The organism is Luteimonas chenhongjianii, assembly GCF_002327105.1.
Classification (GTDB): domain Bacteria; phylum Pseudomonadota; class Gammaproteobacteria; order Xanthomonadales; family Xanthomonadaceae; genus Luteimonas; species Luteimonas chenhongjianii.
In genome coordinates, this window is sequence record NZ_CP023406.1 from 61,982 (window position 1) to 79,772 (window position 17,791).

The window sequence follows — 17,791 nt, forward strand, 5'->3', positions numbered from 1 at the left end:
GCTCATGCGGCGCTCGCGCCCGGCCGCCCGCCCGGGTCAGCCCGCTGCGGGCACTTCACGCATGTGCCGCGTCTGTTCCCCGGCGCACGCAAGGCAGTGCGCGACTGCGGCCGCGCCCTGCGCCGCATTCGAGCCGCTTCAGCGCTCGTACTTGTCCAGCGCCATCATCAGCAGCGAGCGCGCCTGTTCGCGCAACGCCACCGGCTCGACGACTTCGGCGTCGGCGCCGTAATGCAGTACGTCCATCAGCAGTTCGCGGGCACCGCTGTAGGGCACCTTGAGCTCGAAGCGCCCGTCCGGCAGGAACCGGCCCTGCTGCTGCGAGTGCCAGTGCTCGTCGGCGACCCAGCGCGCGGCCTTGGCGCTGAAGACGATCGTCGCGATGCCCTTCGGCGGGCCGGAGAAGATGCCGTAGCTGCCGGCCAGGTGCCGGTCGAGTTCGTCGTCCTCGATGTCGCGCGCGACCGCATCGAGCACCCGGGCGGTGGCGATGCGGTCGACCGAGAAGCTGCGCAGCGCGTCGCGATCGTGGTCCCAGGCATCGAGGTACCAGTTGTCGCGGTAATGGGTGATGCGTTGCGGCGAGACCGTGCGCCGGGTCTTCTCGTCGGTCGAACGCGCGCGATACTCGAACGCCAGCTGCTTGCGCTGCAGCACCGCCGAACAGACATTGCGGAAGGCGTGTTCGTCCATGCGCCGGCCGCGATGCGGGATGACCCGCACGCGCTGCACCGGCCACTGCTTGCCGGCCGAATGCTCGTCGAGCAGCTTCTCGATACGCGACTGCAACGGCGCCAGCGCTGTCGACAACACGCCGCCGCTGCTGCGCGACATCAGCTGCTGCGCCGCCAGCAAGGCATGCAGCTCTTCGGAGTTGAGCCACAACCCGGGCAGTTCGAAGCGACCGCCCTCGTCGCTGTCGTAGCGGAAGCCGGCATCGCCGTCCCCGACGATCGGGGCCATCAGGGCATCGCGCAGGAAGGCGAGATCGCGATAGACCGTCGCCCGCGAGCATTCAAGCTCGTCGCGCAACTTGGCCACGGTCACCGGATAGCGCGAGGTCTTGAGGATGCGATGCAGCGAGAGAATACGTTCGTATCGGTCCATGGCGCGATTATGGCGCCAGTGCGCCGCCACGGCGTGACCGGATGTGGATAACTGCCGGTTAACGCAGCCGGGCGCTCGCTGACGTCACACTCCGCCATCGGAATCCGACAACACGACATGACGCAAGGAATGCGAAACCCCGGCGTGCGCATCGCGCTGGGAGTCACAGTGCTGGTACACGCGGGTATGGCCTGGTGGCTGCTCGGGCTGCGCGAGGCGCCGCCGCCGGCTGGGGGCACGATCGCACTGCAGGTGGCATGGATCGATCGGCCCGCGACGCCGGTTCTGCCTTCGGTACCGCCTCCGCCTGCACCCGCGACGACGACGCGCACGCAGCCGGTCCCGTCTGCGCAGCCGCGCCGGCTCCAGTCGGTCGACGTTCCCGCCGCTGCGAGCCCCAGCGAGCCGTCATCGCCGGACGCGGCCGCGCTGCTCGACCAGGCCCGCGACTGGGCACGCACGCAGGCGCCGCAGCCGGCTTTCACCCACGACCCGCTGCAGCGACGGCCGCCGCCCGCCGCGGATGGCCGCTTTGCGATGCGCGGCCCCATCACGCCCGAGGACATCGCCAAAGGCATCGGCCAGTTGTTCGGCGGCGCCGGGTATACGCAGGATCCCTGCCCGCAGATCCGGCGCAACATCGCCAACCTCGGCACCGGCGGCGACACCGAGCTCGCCAGCGAGGAAATCCGCCGGCTTCGCCAGTTCTGCCTCTAGGCGGCGGCGCTTCCCAGCCCGCGACTGATCCCGGCGGCCACCCGCTCGGCCTGGCCGCGCAGTTCGGGCATCGCGATCGTCTCCCACAGATCGCCGATGCGCAGCGCGCCCAGCGTCCACAGCCCCTCGACCGGCGCGCCATCGGCGCCCAGCACCTGGCCCTCGCCGCGGGTCGCGATCCCCATGCCGAGCGGTCCGGCGGCGACCAGGCCGCGCGAAAGCATGGCGGGCAGGAGGGCGCCGGGGGCACGCGCGGCGCGCTTTTCCATGCCCGTCGCGTTGATCACTACGTCAGCGGACATCGACCTGGGCGCACCGCGCCGCGGCGTCCAGTCCACGTGCAGGCGACCATCGCGCGCAGCGATGGCAGTGATACGCCCTGCCTGCAGCGAGAACTGTCCACTCTTGGACATGGCATCGACGGTCGCCGCGACGCCGGGTGCGATGCGATGGCGATGGATGTCCCACTGCCGGACCGCATGGCGCAGGAAACGGCGTTGCTCGGCCTCGGGCCAGGCCTGCCACAGCGCGCGCACATGGGGACGCAGCCGCTCGAGCGCGTCCTGCCAGGGGCGTCCCTCTTCAACCGATTCGGCGGCCCAGCGCCGCAGCAGGCGCATGCGCGCGCGTACCCCGAGCGGCAGCAGCTCATCGATGCCGCCAGGCTGCGGCACGGTGCCCGGCGCGTGCGCAAGCGGCATCAGTCCGTTGCGCGACAGCGCGCGGATGCGTCCACGATGGCCATTGGCCTCCAGCGTCAGGAGAACGTCGACCATGCTGAGTCCCGCACCGACGATGCAGACGTCCGCGTCCACGGGCACGGCCGCCACCGCCGCGTAGTCCCACGCCTCGACGAGGCCAGGCACATCGCCACCGCCCGGCAAGGCCGCGGGCAGATTGCCGATCGCGAGCACGACATTACCCGCGCGCACTTGCCGGCCCGAGGCGAACGTGACGGCGAACCCGCTGCCCTCCCGTGCGACATCCACGGCGGCATCCGCGAGCAGGGTCAGGCCCTCGCGCGCCGGGTGCGCGTCCAGCCGCGCCTGCAGATAGCGGCCGTAGAGCTGTCGCGGCGCGAACCACGCCGCCAACGCGGCCTCATCGAGGCCCGCAGATTCCGGCTGTGTGCGCAGGAAGTTGACGAAGTCGCCCGGCGCCGCATCGAAGGCGCTCATGCGGGCGGCATTGACGTTGAGCACGTGTTCCCCGCGGGGGGTGGAATAGGCTGCGCCACGCGCCGGCAGCGGCCGCGGCTCGGCCAGTGCGATCCGCAGCCCCGGGGTGTCCAGCAGGTGCAGCGCCACGAGCGCCCCGCAGGCACCGCCGCCGATGACCAGCACATCGACGCTTGCATGGGGGGCGGGATCGGGCGCGGCTGCGGACATGGTGAGGCCTGGAGAGATTAAGGACGCCCAGTATCCCATCCGCCCCGTACCATGGCCGCCGCCGGCCGCGTGCCGGCTGCATGGGACGGCGCGTCTCGCGGGGTACCGGCTCGAAGACGATGGAGGTTGCGTGGAACTTTGGTTGACGCTGGCGGTGATGTCCGGCGCGATATTCCTGTTCGTGACCGAGAAGCTGCGCGTGGACGTGGTGGCGCTGCTCGTCGCGACCGCCCTGCTGGTGCTCGGCGTGGTCACCCTGCCCGAGGCGCTGTCGGGCTTCAGCAACCAGGCCACGGTGATGGTCGCCGCCATGTTCGTGCTCAGCGGTGCGCTGCAGCGCAATGGCGCCGTGGTCGTGGTCGGCGACCTGCTGGCGCGCATCCGCAGGCCCTGGCTGTTCGGGCTGGTGATGATGGTGCTGGTGACGTGCGTGGCCGCATTCGTCAACAACACCGCGACGGTCGCGGTGTTCCTGCCGCTGGTGCTCGCGGCCACCACCGCCAACCGCTGGGCGCCATCGAAGTTCCTGATCCCGTTGTCCTACATGTCGCAGACCGCAGGCGTCTGCACCCTGATCGGCACCTCGACCAACCTGCTGGTCGACTCGATGGCGCGCGAGAGCGCCGGCGTCGGCTTCACCCTGTTCGAGTTCGCGCCGCTGGGCATCGTCTTCGTCGGCATTTCGATGCTGTACCTGACGACGGTCGGCCGCCTGCTGCTGCCCGATCGGGGCGTGCCCGGCAGCGGTTCGGCCGACACGATCGGGCGCTACGTCGCCGAGCTGCTGGTCCCCGATGGCGCGTCGGTGATCGGCCGCGCGCGCGGCGAGATCCTGCCCGAGGGCCATGACGAGGTCGAAGTCCTGGAGCTGCTGCGCGACGGCCGCGCGGTGCGCGGCGCCGATGCGCGCGTCGAGACCGGGGACCGTCTACTGCTGCGCGGGCTGTGGCAGGACATCGACACTGCGCGCAAGTCGCTCAAGCTCAGGTTCGACCATGTCGCGCGCGATCTGGACGGCGACGTCAAGGCCGAGCGCCTGCATGTCGAGGTGATGGTCGCACCGGGCTCGCACCTGATCGGCCATACGCTGTCGGGAATGCGCTTCGGCCACACCTATCGCGCCCGCGTGCACGGCCTGCATCGACGCCAGCTGGGCGTGCACCGGCCGCTGGACCAGGTTCCGCTGACCGTTGGCGACGTACTGCTGCTGGATGCGCCGATCACGGCCATCGCCGACCTGCGTGGCGACCGCGGCCTGATCGTCATGGGCTCACGCGCGCAGCGCAAGGTGGACACGACAAAGGCCACGCTGTCGGCAGTCGTCATGGCCGCCGCGATCGCCGCCGCTGCGCTGGGCTGGATGTCGATCGTCGCTTCGGCGCTGCTGGGCTGCATCGCCCTGGTGGTGCTGCGCCTGATCGATCCCGACGAGGCCTACGAGGCCATCGACTGGCGCGTGATCCTGCTGCTGGCCGGGATCATCCCGCTCGGCATTGCGCTGCAGAAGACCGGCGGCGCAGCGCTCGCGGCCAACCAGCTGATCAATCTCGTCGGCCATTACGGGCCCACGGCCACGCTGGCCGCGGTGTACCTGATGACCTCGACGCTGACCGAGTTCATGAGCAACAACGCCTCGGCCGTGCTGCTGGTGCCGATCGCATTGGCGACCGCCGACTCGCTGGGCGTGGATCCAAAGCCCTTCCTGATCGCGGTCGCATTCGCCGCGTCGACCAGCTTCGCCACGCCGATCAGCTACCAGACCAACACCATGGTCTACACCGCCGGCAATTACCGCTTCAGCGATTTCGTCAAGATCGGCATGCCGCTGAACATCATCTTCCTGGTCACCGCCACGCTGCTGATCCCGCGCTTCTTCCCGTTCTGACTGTTCGGCGGCCAGGGGGCGTGGCACCCTGCGCGACGGTCTGACGGGGAAAGTACGGATGCGCCAGGTGCTGATGATCGCCGCGTTGCCCCTGTCGGCAGCCGGGCTGGGCCTGCTGATGTGGAGCGGCATGACCACCGCGCTGCTGCAGCTGCGCCCCCCGGGGTCGGCCGCGCTGCACCAGCTGCAGCTGATCGGCATGCTGATGGGGAGTGCGCTCCTGGTCTGCGGCATGCTGGTCCGGCGCTTCGCGCCCGCGCCCCGTCTGCCCACCGCGCCGCCCGGTCGACGCACCCGGCTGCTGGTCTGGACCACGCTCGGGATCTCCGTATTCCTGTGCGCCCTGCTGATCTTCGGCGCGTGGATGCGCGGGGGCGTGTGGCTGGCGGTCCTGGGTGTCGTCCAGATGCTCGTGGCGTTCGGCGCCGTGGCGGCGATGGCGAGCGACCATGCACGGCCGCCGTCACCGCCCGCCTGGCAACAACCGCTGGTGCTGCCGGTGCACCTGCTGCTTGCGATGAGCACCGGGCTCGCCCTGCTCTACCTGCTGATGGACCGGTTGCTCGTCTCGGGCAGCGATGGTCGCACCATGCTCGGGACACTCGCCGGCCTCGGCATCTGCCTGGCGCTGTTCAAAGTGGTGTACTGGCGTGCGATCGACCGGTTGGCGACCGCCGCTTCGCGCGCCCATACGTTTCACGCCCCGCGCGTCGCGGTACTTGCGCTCGCCGCGGGTGTGCCGTTCGCGGCGTGGCTGCTGGCGCCGTCCGGCACGGTGCCGGCGACCGCGCTGCTGGTCATGGCGGCATCGGGCGTATGTGCTGCCGCGGTGCTCGAACACCGGCTGTTCCTCGGCGAAGGTGCGACGCCCGCGCGCGCAGCCGGTCACGTTTCCTGAAGCCCGCTTCGATCGTCCGGGCGGCTTGATGGCCCATCGACCGCTGCCCCGGCATACTTCACCTGTAACCGCTTCCATGACTGGATGACATGCTTGCAGGCTGGTGGTTGGCCGTCGCGGGCCTTCCGATCTATACCCACCCGCTCCCGGCTGCGCCGGAGCAACCCGCCGTCACTGCCGTGTTCTCACGGCAGGTGCCGCTGCGTCGCCCCTGCTATCGGCTCTCATGCCGGGACGTGGAATGGGTGGCTGGCGCTGCGCGGCCGCGGATCTGGTCGCCGAAAGCGCCTGGGGTTCAACCGCGCACTGTCGCCCAGCCGCTGGTCAAACTTCCTGATCGTCGCTTCGTTTCCCTGCACTCGCCCTTCTCGAGCCGCGAGTGGACCCGCGCCGGCGGCAACCACGTGCGCTGGGACGCCAGCTACGGGCTCGAGGCGATCCGCAGTCCCGAAACCCTGTTGCGCGTCGAGTTCGGCACTGGCTTCCGCATCGAGCCCTATACCGACTACGGCACCGCGGCGATGGGACCAGTCGCCCGCGGGCAGCTGCAGCTGTCGCAGGAACTCGGCAGGCACGCCTCGTTCACCCAGCAGGTCCAGGTGGAGACCGGACGCGAGAACACCTTCCTGCGCCAGACACTGGCGTTCGATTACGAACTGTTCCCGCAGTGGACCCTGCGTTCGGACTTCGAACTGCGCCACGACACGCTCGGCAACGGCGGCCGCGGAAGTACCGATACCGAAGGCTCGCTCAAGCTTCGCCGGGTCTTCTGAGTTCGACCGCGAAGGTGGCGCACTGCTTCGGGCACACGCTTCCCCGGACGTCCGAGGCTCAGCTCAACCCGGCAGAAATGCCCCGGCGCCCGCTTCCAGCAGCAACGCCGCGACCCGCGCGCCCAGGGCCTCGCCCTCGGCCGGGGCCGATTCGCCGCCCGCGCGCACCGCGCGTCCATCAATCGCCGAGCCCACCAGGCCCTCGAGCCGCAGACGATCGCCTTCCAGCCAGGCATAGGCGGCCACAGGCACATGACAGCTGCCATGCAGGGCGCGATTCATCGCGCGCTCCGCCTCGACGCAGCGCCGCGTGCGCGCATCGTCGAGCGTGGCGAGCAGATTCCGCAGCTGCGGGGCATCGTCCCGGCATTCGATCGCGATCGCGCCCTGCGCCGGGGCCGGCAGCCAGTCGGGGGCGTCCAGCCGCGCGCGGATGCGTGCTTCCAGCCCGAGCCGCTGCAGCCCCGCGCAGGCCAGCACGATCGCGTCGTACTCGCCGGCATCGAGCTTGGCCAGGCGCGTATTGACGTTGCCGCGCAGGTCGCGCAGCTCCAGATCCGGCCGCACTGCGCGTAACTGCGCCTGCCGACGCAGCGACGATGTCCCCACGCGCGCCCCTGGCGGCAGCGCCTCGACGCTGCCAAAGGCATTGCTGACGAAGGCATCGGCATGATCGGCGCGGGCGAGGATGGCGGCCAGGGCGAAGCCCGGCTCCAGCTCCATCGGCACGTCCTTGAGCGAGTGGACCGCGCAGTCGGCGTCTCCGGCCTGCATGGCGATCTCGAGTTCCTTGAGGAACAGGCCCTTGCCGCCGATCGCGGCGAGCGAACGGTCCAGCACCTCGTCGCCGCGCGTGCTCAGCGGCACCAGGACGACCTCGAGCCCGGGATGGCGGGCACGCAGGCCAGCGGCCACGTGCTCGCTCTGCCACAACGCAAGCGGGCTCTTGCGGGTGGCGATACGCAGACGATCCATGCCGGCATTATCGGCGATCACCGCCGGCCGCGTCTGCCGCCGGTTCAGAGCTGGCGGACGGCTTCTCGCAACTGCGAGACGCAGCGCCGGCTGACCTCGAGCGGCCGGTCGCAGTGGCGCAGGACCGCGTGCACGTGTCCGTCGAGATCGCGCCGCAGTTCGACCAGCTCGTGGCGCGCGACCAGGCAATTGCGATGGATGCGCAGGAACCGCTCGCCGAATTCGTCTTCGAGGGATTTGAGCGACTCTTCGACCAGATCCTCGCCGCGCGCATGATGCACGACGACGTATTTCTCCTCCGCCTGCAGGTAGCGGATTTCCTCGACCGGAATCAGCCGCAGGCTGCCGCGCAGCCGCGCGCACAGATGAGTGCGACGCTTCTCGGCGCCGCTGTCGGCGTCGGGTGTTGCGCGCCCCGCGGTGAACGTCCGCGCGCGTTCGATCGCCGCCTGCAGCCGCTCGGGTCGTACCGGCTTGACCAGGTAATCGACCGCAGCCGCTTCGAAGGCCATGAGCGCGTGCGCATCGTAGGCGGTACAGAACACCACTGCCGGGCGCGGCTCGAAGGCGCTGAGATGCCGCGCGACCTCGAGCCCGTCGATGCCCGGCATCGCGATGTCCAGCAGCACCAGCGCCGGATCGTGCGCGGCGCAGGCTTCCAGCGCGGTGCGGCCGTCGCCGGCCTCGGCGACCACGACAACGCCCGCGTGCTGTGCGAGCAGCATGCGCAGGCGCTCGCGCGCGAGCGGCTCGTCGTCGGCAATCACGACCCTCATGGCGTGTGGCCCCCCCGGACCTTCGCGGCGCCGTCCATCGGCACCGGCACATGAATGGTGCACGCATAACGGCCTTCGTTCCACCCGTAGCGCATGCGTGCGCGAGGACCGAACGCGAAGCCGAGCCGGTGGGCGATGCTGCCCTGGGCATGGCCGGCACCCTGCGCCGGGGCGCTGTCGGGCGGCAGGGACGGATTCGCAACGCCGATCTCGAGCACCCCGTCCTCGATCGCCAGCCGCACCTCGATCGTGCCGCCCTCAGGCAAGCGCGAGATGCCGTGCAGCACGGCGTTCTCGAGAATGGGCTGCAGCGTCAGGCGCGGCATCTGCAGTGTCCACGGGAGTTCGCCCCGGCGGTCCCACTCGACACGCAAGCGGTCACCGAGGCGCAACTGCTCGATCGACAGATAGCGTTCGGCCAGGGACACCTCATCGGCCAGCGTCGACGCGCCGCCGGCGCCGAGCGCAGCGCGGAACAGATCCGACAGATCCAGCACCGCGCGCTCGGCCACGATGGGATCGCGCCGCAGCAGTGTGGCGATCATGTTCATGCTGTTGAACAGGAAATGCGGGCGGATCCGCGCCTGCAGTGCGTCCGCTTCGGCACGCGCATGCGCCGCCACCTGCGACTGCCACCGGTCGATCACGTAGAAATAGCGAAGCGCGATCGCCGTCAGCAAGGCGACCACCGCCCCGCTGCCCCCGACGAAACGACCGAAGCCGGGCAGGCCTTCCCCATTCCCGACGCTCGCGAAGAGCCCGTGCACGATGGCCGATGCGATGAGCGCGATCGCCATTGCCAGCACCACCGCGGCCATCGCGCCGACGCGCAACGGCAGCCGGGACAGCGGGCGCCGGCACGCGCACAGCAACACCGTGACGGAGAGCGCGAGCCACAGCGCATAGCCGCTTGCCGACACGAACGCCCGCAGGTCCCAGGACGCTGCAGGATGCGGCACCAGCAGCACGACGAGCACGGTGAGCTGGGCCAGGCCCAGCATCGCCAGCAGGCGCGGCAACCTGCACAGGTCCGGCAACCAGAGGCCGTCGGGCGCCGGCGTGGCCATGCTCAGCCGGCCGCGAACCGGCGTTCGAACCAGTCGCCGATGGCGACGATTTCCTCGGCGCAGACCGAATGCGGCATCGGATAGACATGCCAATCAACATCGAAACCGGCATTGCGCAACCAGCCGGCGCTCTGTTCTCCGGCAGCCAGCGGCACCACCGGATCCTGCCGGCCATGCGCCATGAACACCGGTTGGCGCGAGGCGCCCTCGGCCAGTGCGGCGTCGGCGGTACGCGGCGCGGGCAGATAGGTGGACAGGCCGATGAGGCCGGCCAAGGGGGCGCGCCGACGCAGCCCGGCAGCCAGTGTCACTGCGCCGCCCTGGGAGAATCCGGCCAGGATTACCCGCGACGCGGGTATGCCGCGCTCCGCCTCGCGTTCGATCAGGGCATCGACCTGTGCCACCGACTCGAGCACGCCGGTCTCGTCGGCGCGGCTGGCCAGATCGAAATCGACGATGTCGTACCACGCGCGCATGCGCACGCCATTGTTGATCGTGACCGGGCGTACCGGCGCATTGGGGAACACGAAACGCAGGGCTGGCCAATGCGCACGCACCAGCTCGGGCACCAGCGGGACGAAGTCGTTGCCGTCGGCCCCCAGACCATGCAGCCAGATCACGCTCCACTCAGGGGCGGGACCGGTCTGGTGTTCGATGCAGTCGAGCAATGCGGGTGTCGTGGAATCCATACATGGGTGCCGGCTGACGGTGCGCCAGTGTAAGCGCTCGCCGCCGGCCGCCTAGGCGTGGGTCGCGCGCGGCGCTCCCGCGGTCGCCTGCGTCTGTGCCTCGGCGCGCAGCGCGGCCGCGCGCACGAGGACCTCGGGCGGTGACTGTTCTTCGGGCGTCGCGAACAGACCGGCACGACGCATCGCCATACCGATCGTGCGCGAGGAGGTGAACCGCACGATCGGAATCGAACCCGCGAGTCCGATGATCATCGGCGACATCCACAGCACCAGCACCGGCGAAAGCCACCAGGCGCCGACTCCCATCACGAGGCCCAAAGCCGTCGTGCCGTAGTAGTTGCGCCACAAGTCGCCCCAGGTCTGACGGCCATCGTCGCGCCGCTGCGCATCCCACCCGGAATCGCGCCCGGCCAGCACTTCTGCCACGCCGCGCGACTGCACGTACATCGTCACCGGTGCCATCAGCGCTGCAAACACGTTCTCGATCAGCAGGCTGACAAAGCCGCGCACCGCCCCGCCGCTGCCGTGGCGCATGCGCGGATCGGCCAGCGTGGCGATGTATCCGAACACCTTGGGCGCGAACAGCAGTGCCATCGTCAGGACGAAGACGCCGAGGAAACGGCCGTCATCGATCGCCATCCAGTACTGCGCCGGCGAGACGCCGTCGCCCAGGACGCCGTGCTGGAGCGGGATCGCCAGACCGATCAGGACCAGCATCGCCCACAGTGGCGCGGTGAGGTAATGGCCGATGCCGATCAGCAGGTGCCAGCGGCTGACCCAGTGCAGGCCGCGCGCGGGCAGTACGCCCCCGTGCTGCAGGTTGCCCTGGCACCAGCGGCGGTCGCGCACCAGCATGTCGGTCAGCGTCGGCGGCCCTTCCTCGTAACTGCCTTCGAGCGTCGGCACCATGTGCAGCGCCCAGCCGCCCCGCCGGATCAGTGCCGCCTCGACGAAGTCATGACTCAGCACCGCGCCGCGGAAGGGCGTGGTGCCCTGCAGTTCGGGCAGACCCCCGTGCGCGGCGAAAGCGGCAGTGCGGATCAGCGCATTGTGGCCCCAGTAGTTGCTCTCGGCGCCGTGCCACCACGCCACGCCGTGCGCGATCACCGGGCCGTACATGCGGCCGGAGAACTGCTGCATGCGCGCGAACACCGTCGATCCATTGACGATCACCGGCAGCGTCTGCACCAGGGCGACATCGTCGTTGCCTTCCATCGCCGCGGCCAGACGGACCAGCGTGTCACCGGTCATCAGGCTGTCGGCGTCGAGGATCAGGAACTGCGGATACGCCCCGCCCCAGCGACGCACCCAGTCGGCGATGTTGCCCGCCTTGCGCTCGCGGTTGTCCTCGCGGCGCCGGTAGTACAGCCGGGCCTGCGGGAATGTGCTGCGCAACCGCTCGAACGCGAGGACTTCGCGCCGGTGGATGGCCTCGTCGCGCGTGTCGCTAAGGACGAACAGATCGAAATGTCCGCTGCGCCCCGTGGCCTCCAGGGATTCCTGGATCGCCTGGAGCCCCGCGAACAGGCGTTCGGGATCCTCGTTGTAGGTGGGCATCAGTAGCGCGGTCCGCTCGCGCAATGCCGGCAGCGGCGCAGCCGGATCGATGCCCAGCCGTGCGGGCCGTCGCATCAGCACCAGCGCGAACCCCGCGAGCGAACTGGCGAAGGACTGCACGATCCAGGCAAACAGGGGCACGAACACCAGCAACAGGAGACCTTCGAGCAGATCGATGTCGCCGATGCGCAGCAGCCACCAGATCTGGTAGGTCGCAAAGAGGGTCAGGATCGCGGACATCGTCACGATGAACGCCCGCCGCCAGGCCATGCCACGGGGCGCGCTCGGAAGCGGGCGCCGGGCGAGGCGGCCTTCGTGCAAGGACTGCACCGGCATCTGCAGCGGCGATGCCTCGGGCATCGTCAGGGTTTCGATTACGGTCACGCGCTCCACCGGTAGGTCCAGGTTTCCGAGATGGCCCGACCGCCGCGATGCAGGCGCATACGCAGCTCGCTTGCGGCGTCGCCATCGGGCGCAAACTCGAAGGCCGCCCGCCAGCCGCCGCCGGGTCGGGCATGCACGACGGGATGGGTGACGGTGCCACGACTGGCGGACACCTCGATCTCCGGAACCGCAGCGCCCGCCTCGCCCGCATCGCCGTCGAAGTCGACGACGATCAGGCGGACGCTGCGGTCCTTGCCCGGGCGTGCGCCGATGCGGGTGGCCTCGACAGCTGCCAGCCCCGGCTTCCACCGCGGCGACGCCGTCCAGTGCAGCCGGTAGCGCCACCGGCTCTCACTGCCTGCTTCGAGCGGCGCCTGCGGTCGCCAGAACGCGACGATGTTGTCCTGGTACTCGTCTCCCGTCGGAATCTCGACCAGGTGCACCTCGCCCGGCCCCCAGTCGTCGAGCGGCTCGACCCAGGCCGAGGGCCGTCCTTCGTAACCGGCCTCCGCATCCTGGAAGTCGGAGAACGTGCGCTTGCGCTGCATCAGGCCGAATCGCCTGGGGGAGCGGTCCTGGAAGCCGCTGTGCTGGATCGCGGCGGGATTGCGCAACGGCCGCCAGACCTGCTCATCGGTACCGGTCCACAGGGCCAGTCCGTCGGAATCGTGCACCGCAGGGCGATAGTCGTCGACGCCGCCCCGGTCCGAGGCGTCGAACTGGAACATGCTCGTCAGCGGCGCAATACCCACATGCGGCAGGTCTACGCGCGGGAACAGGCGTGCATCGACCTCGAATATGGTCTCCTCCCCCGGGTGGATGCGAAACCGGAATGCACCCACAACGCTCGGCCCGTCGAGCAGAGCGTCCAGGGTGATCGTGTCCGCGCCTGGCTCGGGGCGATGCAGCCAGAACGCACGGAACGCCGGAAACTCTTCGGGCCCCGGGTCGCCACTCCCCAACGCGATACCGCGCGCCGAAAGACCGTAGCCCAGCCCCTTCGCCACGGCCCGGAAATAACTGGCGCCGAGGAACACGCAAAGCTCGTCGAAATACCCGGGGTTGTTCAACGGCGCGTGCAGACGGAAGCCCGCAAATCCCAGTTCCGGCTGCAGGGCCGGGGTGGGGTTGGGGCCGTAGTCGAAGAGGCTGGTCGAGAACGGCACCTGCTGGGCGCGACCGTCTGCCACGACGTGGATGTCCACGGGTGGCTTGAACAGGAAGCCCCGATGAAAGAACTGGGCCTGGAACCTGCTGCCGGGTAGATCGCGCCAGAGCGCCTTGTCCGGGCGATATCGGAAGTCGCGATAGCGGTCGTAATCGGCCGCCGCCAGCACGGCCGGCAGGGTCTCGTCCGGCGGCGCGTACGGGCGGGCCGCAAGCTCGCGCGCCAGCTTCCACACGGTGTCCGCATCGAACGCCTCCGAAGGGGCGCCCTCTGCCGCAGCTGCAAGCGCGGGCCACAGCCCACCCAACAACGGCACGGCCATCGCCGTCGTCAGAAAGTCGCGTCTTCGCACGGAAGCCCCAAGAGCGTATTCAGGTCGGATGCCCAATGTAATGGGACGTTTGTAAGCATGCTGCGAAACAGGATGGTCATTGCTTCGCCATCTGGTGCATCGGGGGCAAGTCGGCCAGGCGACGCCCCGCTTCCACCAGGCTTGGCCAAGTGGTCAATTGCGGTGCGCAAGTCCGAGGGCGTTCGGGCAGGTCGCGCGGCACTACCGAGTGATGCAACCGCTAGCACCCTCTGGACGATCGTGGGCCCACCAGGACTCGAACCTGGAACCAAAGGATTATGAGTCCTCTGCTCTAACCATTGAGCTATAGGCCCGTGGAATTCATCGTACCAATTCATCCTACTCCGAGGGCAAGCAGGTCGTCCGGATATGGGCGACATACCAACTTGCCCACGGAGTCGCGCCAAGCCCTGAATCAATTCCGCATCCCGGCGCCGGATATTCTGAGCACTTTCGACGCGGGCGACATGTCAGTACACGACTCACGGCGTATATCGCAAAGTCTCTGAACACATCCTGCAACCGACGTCGCACCGTCCGCTGGCGCCTGTAGTTGGCCAGCCGAGTTAATCGCCACTATCCGAGCAGTGACTCCACTGCCACACACCTGTCGGCCGTTTTCTCAGGACGACGGCCCAAAGAAAAACCCCCGCCGGAATACCGGCGGGGGTTTTGGGTAAAAACCCTGGCGATGACCTACTCTCGCATGCTAGATGCACACTACCATCGGCGCATGTACGTTTCACTTCCGAGTTCGGAATGGGATCGGGTGGTTCCATACAGCTATAGTCACCAGGGAGAGGGTGGAGGGTCGCAGGTCGGTCCGGCTATCGACGCAGTGATGCGATCGAAAGAGGGACTGACAGCGCTCACGCTCTCAGAGGTTGGGAAGTAGCGAACATTTGAAACGCGTCTCACACGTGTTGTGGAGGCCAAGGATGCTTCGATTGAAGCAACTTGAGGTTATATGGTCAAGCCGCACGGATCATTAGTACTGGTTAGCTCAATACATTGCTGTACTTACACACCCAGCCTATCAACCACCTGGTCTTGATGGTTCCTTCAGGGGAGTCAAGCTCCCGGGAGATCTCATCTTGAGGCGCGCTTCCCGCTTAGATGCTTTCAGCGGTTATCGCTTCCGAACATAGCTACCCGGCAGTGCCACTGGCGTGACAACCGGAACACCAGAGGTTCGTCCACTCCGGTCCTCTCGTACTAGGAGCAGCCCCTCTCAAATCTCCAACGCCCATGGCAGATAGGGACCGAACTGTCTCACGACGTTCTGAACCCAGCTCGCGTACCACTTTAAATGGCGAACAGCCATACCCTTGGGACCGACTACAGCCCCAGGATGTGATGAGCCGACATCGAGGTGCCAAACACCGCCGTCGATATGAACTCTTGGGCGGTATCAGCCTGTTATCCCCGGAGTACCTTTTATCCGTTGAGCGATGGCCCTTCCATACAGAACCACCGGATCACTAAGTCCTAGTTTCCTACCTGCTTGATCCGTCGATCTCGCAGTCAAGCACGCTTATGCCTTTGCACACAGTGCGCGATGTCCGACCGCGCTGAGCGTACCTTCGAGCTCCTCCGTTACTCTTTGGGAGGAGACCGCCCCAGTCAAACTACCCACCATACATGGTCCCCGATCCGGATAACGGACCTAGGTTAGAACGTCAAGCACGACAGGGTGGTATTTCAAGGTTGGCTCCACCACAGCTAGCGCCATGGTTTCAAAGCCTCCCACCTATCCTACACAGACGAACTCAACGTTCAATGTAAAGCTATAGTAAAGGTTCACGGGGTCTTTCCGTCTTGCCACGGGAACGCTGCATCTTCACAGCGATTTCAATTTCACTGAGTCTCGGGTGGAGACAGCGCCGCCATCGTTACGCCATTCGTGCAGGTCGGAACTTACCCGACAAGGAATTTCGCTACCTTAGGACCGTTATAGTTACGGCCGCCGTTTACCGGGGCTTCGATCAAGAGCTTCGCCTTGCGGCTGACCCCATCAATTAACCTTCCGGCACCGGGCAGGCGTCAGACCCTATACGTCCACTTTCGTGTTTGCAGAGTCCTGTGTTTTTGATAAACAGTCGCAGCGGCCTGGTCACTGCGGCCCCCGATCGCTGTAGCCCGCATGGGCCACGATCAAGGGCGCACCTTCTCCCGAAGTTACGGTGCTATGTTGCCTAGTTCCTTCACCCGAGTTCTCTCAAGCGCCTTAGAATTCTCTTCCTACCCACCTGTGTCGGTTTACGGTACGGTCTGCATAAGCTGAAGCTTAGGGGCTTTTCCTGGAAGCGTGGTATCAGTCACTTCGCTCTAATGAGCTCGTCTCGGTGCTCGGAGTTGAAGGGTCCCGGATTTGCCTAAGACCCACTCCTACCGCCTTTCCCCAGGACAACCAACGCCTGGTAGACCTAACCTTCTCCGTCCCCCCATCGCACTTATGCGAGGTGCTGGAATATTAACCAGCTTCCCATCGACTACGCATTTCTGCCTCGCCTTAGGGGCCGACTCACCCTGCGTCGATTAACGTTGCGCAAGGAAACCTTGGGCTTTCGGCGTGCGGGCTTTTCACCCGCATTATCGTTACTCATGTCAGCATTCGCACTTCCGATACCTCCAGCAGACTTCTCAATCCACCTTCAACGGCTTACGGAACGCTCCTCTACCGCGCATATATAAATATATGCACCCCAAGCTTCGGTTTATCACTTAGCCCCGTTAAATCTTCCGCGCAGACCGACTCGACCAGTGAGCTATTACGCTTTCTTTAAAGGATGGCTGCTTCTAAGCCAACCTCCTGGCTGTCTGTGCCTTTCCACATCGTTTCCCACTTAGTGATAATTTGGGACCTTAGCTGTGGGTCTGGGTTGTTTCCCTTTTCACGACGGACGTTAGCACCCGCCGTGTGTCTCCCATGCAGTCTGTCTTGGTATTCGGAGTTTGCAATGGTTTGGTAAGTCGCAATGACCCCCTAGCCATAACAGTGCTCTACCCCCAAGAAGATTCACATGAGGCGCTACCTAAATAGCTTTCGAGGAGAACCAGCTATCTCCGGGTTCGATTAGCTTTTCACTCCTAATCACACCTCATCCCCTACCTTTGCAACGGGAGTGGGTTCGGGCCTCCAGTTGATGTTACTCAACCTTCACCCTGGGCATGACTAGATCACCCGGTTTCGGGTCTATTGCCCGCGACTATGCGCCCTTATCAGACTCGGTTTCCCTTCGCCTCCCCTATACGGTTAAGCTTGCCACGAACAATAAGTCGCTGACCCATTATACAAAAGGTACGCAGTCACTCCTTGCGGAGCTCCTACTGCTTGTACGCACACGGTTTCAGGATCTATTTCACTCCCCTCTCCGGGGTTCTTTTCGCCTTTCCCTCACGGTACTGGTTCACTATCGGTCGGTCAGGAGTATTTAGCCTTGGAGGATGGTCCCCCCATGTTCAGACAGGGTTTCTCGTGCCCCGCCCTACTCAATTTCATCGAAATGGCCCTTTCGCATACAGGGCTGTCACCTTCTATGGCCGGTCTTTCCAGGACCGTTTTGCTAGAACCAAATCGACTTTTGGGCTGTTCCCCGTTCGCTCGTCACTACTCAGGGAATCTCGGTTGATTTCTTTTCCTACGGTTACTTAGATATTTCAGTTCACCGCGTTCGCCTCGTACAGCTATGTATTCACTGCACGATACCTCCTAAGAGGTGGGTTTCCCCATTCGGACATTACCGGATCAAAGCTTGTTGCCAGCTCCCCGATACTTTTCGCAGGCTACCACGTCCTTCATCGCCTCTGACCGCCAAGGCATCCACCGTGTGCGCTTATTCGCTTGACCATATAACCCCAAGTCGCCTCAGGGCCATATTTCTGCCGGTGGGTACAAAGCACCGACGCGAAATACAACGACTCAATTTACTAGGGACTCGAGGTCCCCGCCTTAGCCTCACGACACGTTTGAGTTCTTGTCTCAGACGCTCGCTACTTCCCTATTTTTCAAAGAACCATCGTCAGGCCACAGTGCCTGGCGACATTCAAATCTT

General features: G+C 66.3%; 12 protein-coding genes, 1 tRNA gene and 2 rRNA genes. 4 read left to right on the forward strand and 11 right to left on the reverse strand.

Annotated elements, in window-relative coordinates; translation table 11 throughout:
* Positions 1–138: 138 nt before the first annotated feature.
* A complete protein-coding gene (locus CNR27_RS00310; protein WP_096296420.1) occupies positions 139–1,107 on the reverse strand; it encodes a helix-turn-helix transcriptional regulator in 969 nt (322 codons plus the stop codon).
* 117 nt (positions 1,108–1,224) lie between these two features.
* On the opposite strand from CNR27_RS00310, the gene CNR27_RS00315 reads away from it, so the two are divergent.
* On the forward strand, positions 1,225–1,824 hold the full coding sequence (locus CNR27_RS00315; RefSeq protein WP_157745159.1) for a hypothetical protein: 600 nt from the start codon (positions 1,225–1,227) through the stop codon (positions 1,822–1,824).
* Here CNR27_RS00315 and CNR27_RS00320 read toward each other — a convergent pair.
* On the reverse strand, positions 1,821–3,212 hold the full coding sequence (locus tag CNR27_RS00320; RefSeq protein WP_179948202.1) for an FAD/NAD(P)-binding protein: 1,392 nt from the start codon (positions 3,210–3,212) through the stop codon (positions 1,821–1,823). The genes CNR27_RS00315 and CNR27_RS00320 overlap by 4 nt on opposite strands.
* Before the next feature lie 130 nt (positions 3,213–3,342).
* On the opposite strand from CNR27_RS00320, the gene CNR27_RS00325 reads away from it, so the two are divergent.
* From CNR27_RS00325 to CNR27_RS00335, 3 genes are all read left to right on the forward strand, one after another.
* Positions 3,343–5,097 carry an SLC13 family permease gene (locus CNR27_RS00325; RefSeq protein WP_157745160.1) on the forward strand — a complete coding sequence of 585 codons (1,755 nt, stop codon included), beginning with the start codon at positions 3,343–3,345 and terminating at the stop codon, positions 5,095–5,097.
* Positions 5,098–5,155: 58 nt separating this feature from the next.
* Positions 5,156–5,995, forward strand: a complete 840-nt coding sequence (locus CNR27_RS00330) for a hypothetical protein (protein ID WP_096296423.1) — start codon at positions 5,156–5,158, stop codon at positions 5,993–5,995.
* Positions 5,996–6,174: 179 nt separating this feature from the next.
* On the forward strand, positions 6,175–6,768 hold the full coding sequence (locus tag CNR27_RS00335; RefSeq protein ID WP_158613410.1) for a DUF481 domain-containing protein: 594 nt from the start codon (positions 6,175–6,177) through the stop codon (positions 6,766–6,768).
* Positions 6,769–6,831: 63 nt separating this feature from the next.
* Here CNR27_RS00335 and hemC read toward each other — a convergent pair whose 3' ends face one another.
* The 9 genes from hemC to CNR27_RS00380 form a co-directional block, all read right to left on the reverse strand.
* Entirely contained in the window at positions 6,832–7,743 is a 912-nt protein-coding gene (hemC, locus tag CNR27_RS00340; RefSeq protein ID WP_096296425.1) for a hydroxymethylbilane synthase, read from the reverse strand.
* A 44-nt stretch (positions 7,744–7,787) separates the two neighbouring features.
* Positions 7,788–8,519: a LytR/AlgR family response regulator transcription factor gene (locus CNR27_RS00345; protein ID WP_096296426.1), complete on the reverse strand. Its 732-nt coding sequence runs from the start codon at positions 8,517–8,519 to the stop codon at positions 7,788–7,790.
* The gene (locus CNR27_RS00350; protein ID WP_096296427.1) at positions 8,516–9,586 is read right to left on the reverse strand and encodes a sensor histidine kinase; all 1,071 of its coding nucleotides are present in this window, start codon (positions 9,584–9,586) and stop codon (positions 8,516–8,518) included. Before CNR27_RS00350 ends, CNR27_RS00345 begins: the two co-directional genes overlap by 4 nt.
* Before the next feature lie 2 nt (positions 9,587–9,588).
* On the reverse strand, positions 9,589–10,275 hold the full coding sequence (locus CNR27_RS00355) for an alpha/beta hydrolase (RefSeq protein WP_096296428.1): 687 nt from the start codon (positions 10,273–10,275) through the stop codon (positions 9,589–9,591).
* Between the two features lie 51 nt (positions 10,276–10,326).
* Positions 10,327–12,192, reverse strand: a complete 1,866-nt coding sequence (mdoH, locus tag CNR27_RS00360; RefSeq protein ID WP_096300109.1) for a glucans biosynthesis glucosyltransferase MdoH — start codon at positions 12,190–12,192, stop codon at positions 10,327–10,329.
* A gap of 20 nt (positions 12,193–12,212) precedes the next feature.
* Positions 12,213–13,706, reverse strand: coding sequence for an OpgD/OpgG family glucan biosynthesis protein (locus CNR27_RS00365; protein ID WP_222843113.1), 1,494 nt, complete (start codon positions 13,704–13,706; stop codon positions 12,213–12,215).
* A gap of 271 nt (positions 13,707–13,977) precedes the next feature.
* A tRNA-Ile gene (locus tag CNR27_RS00370) sits at positions 13,978–14,050 on the reverse strand.
* 369 nt (positions 14,051–14,419) lie between these two features.
* A 5S ribosomal RNA gene (gene rrf / locus CNR27_RS00375) occupies positions 14,420–14,533 on the reverse strand.
* A 170-nt stretch (positions 14,534–14,703) separates the two neighbouring features.
* Positions 14,704–17,586 (reverse strand): 23S ribosomal RNA (locus CNR27_RS00380).
* Positions 17,587–17,791 lie beyond the last annotated feature (205 nt).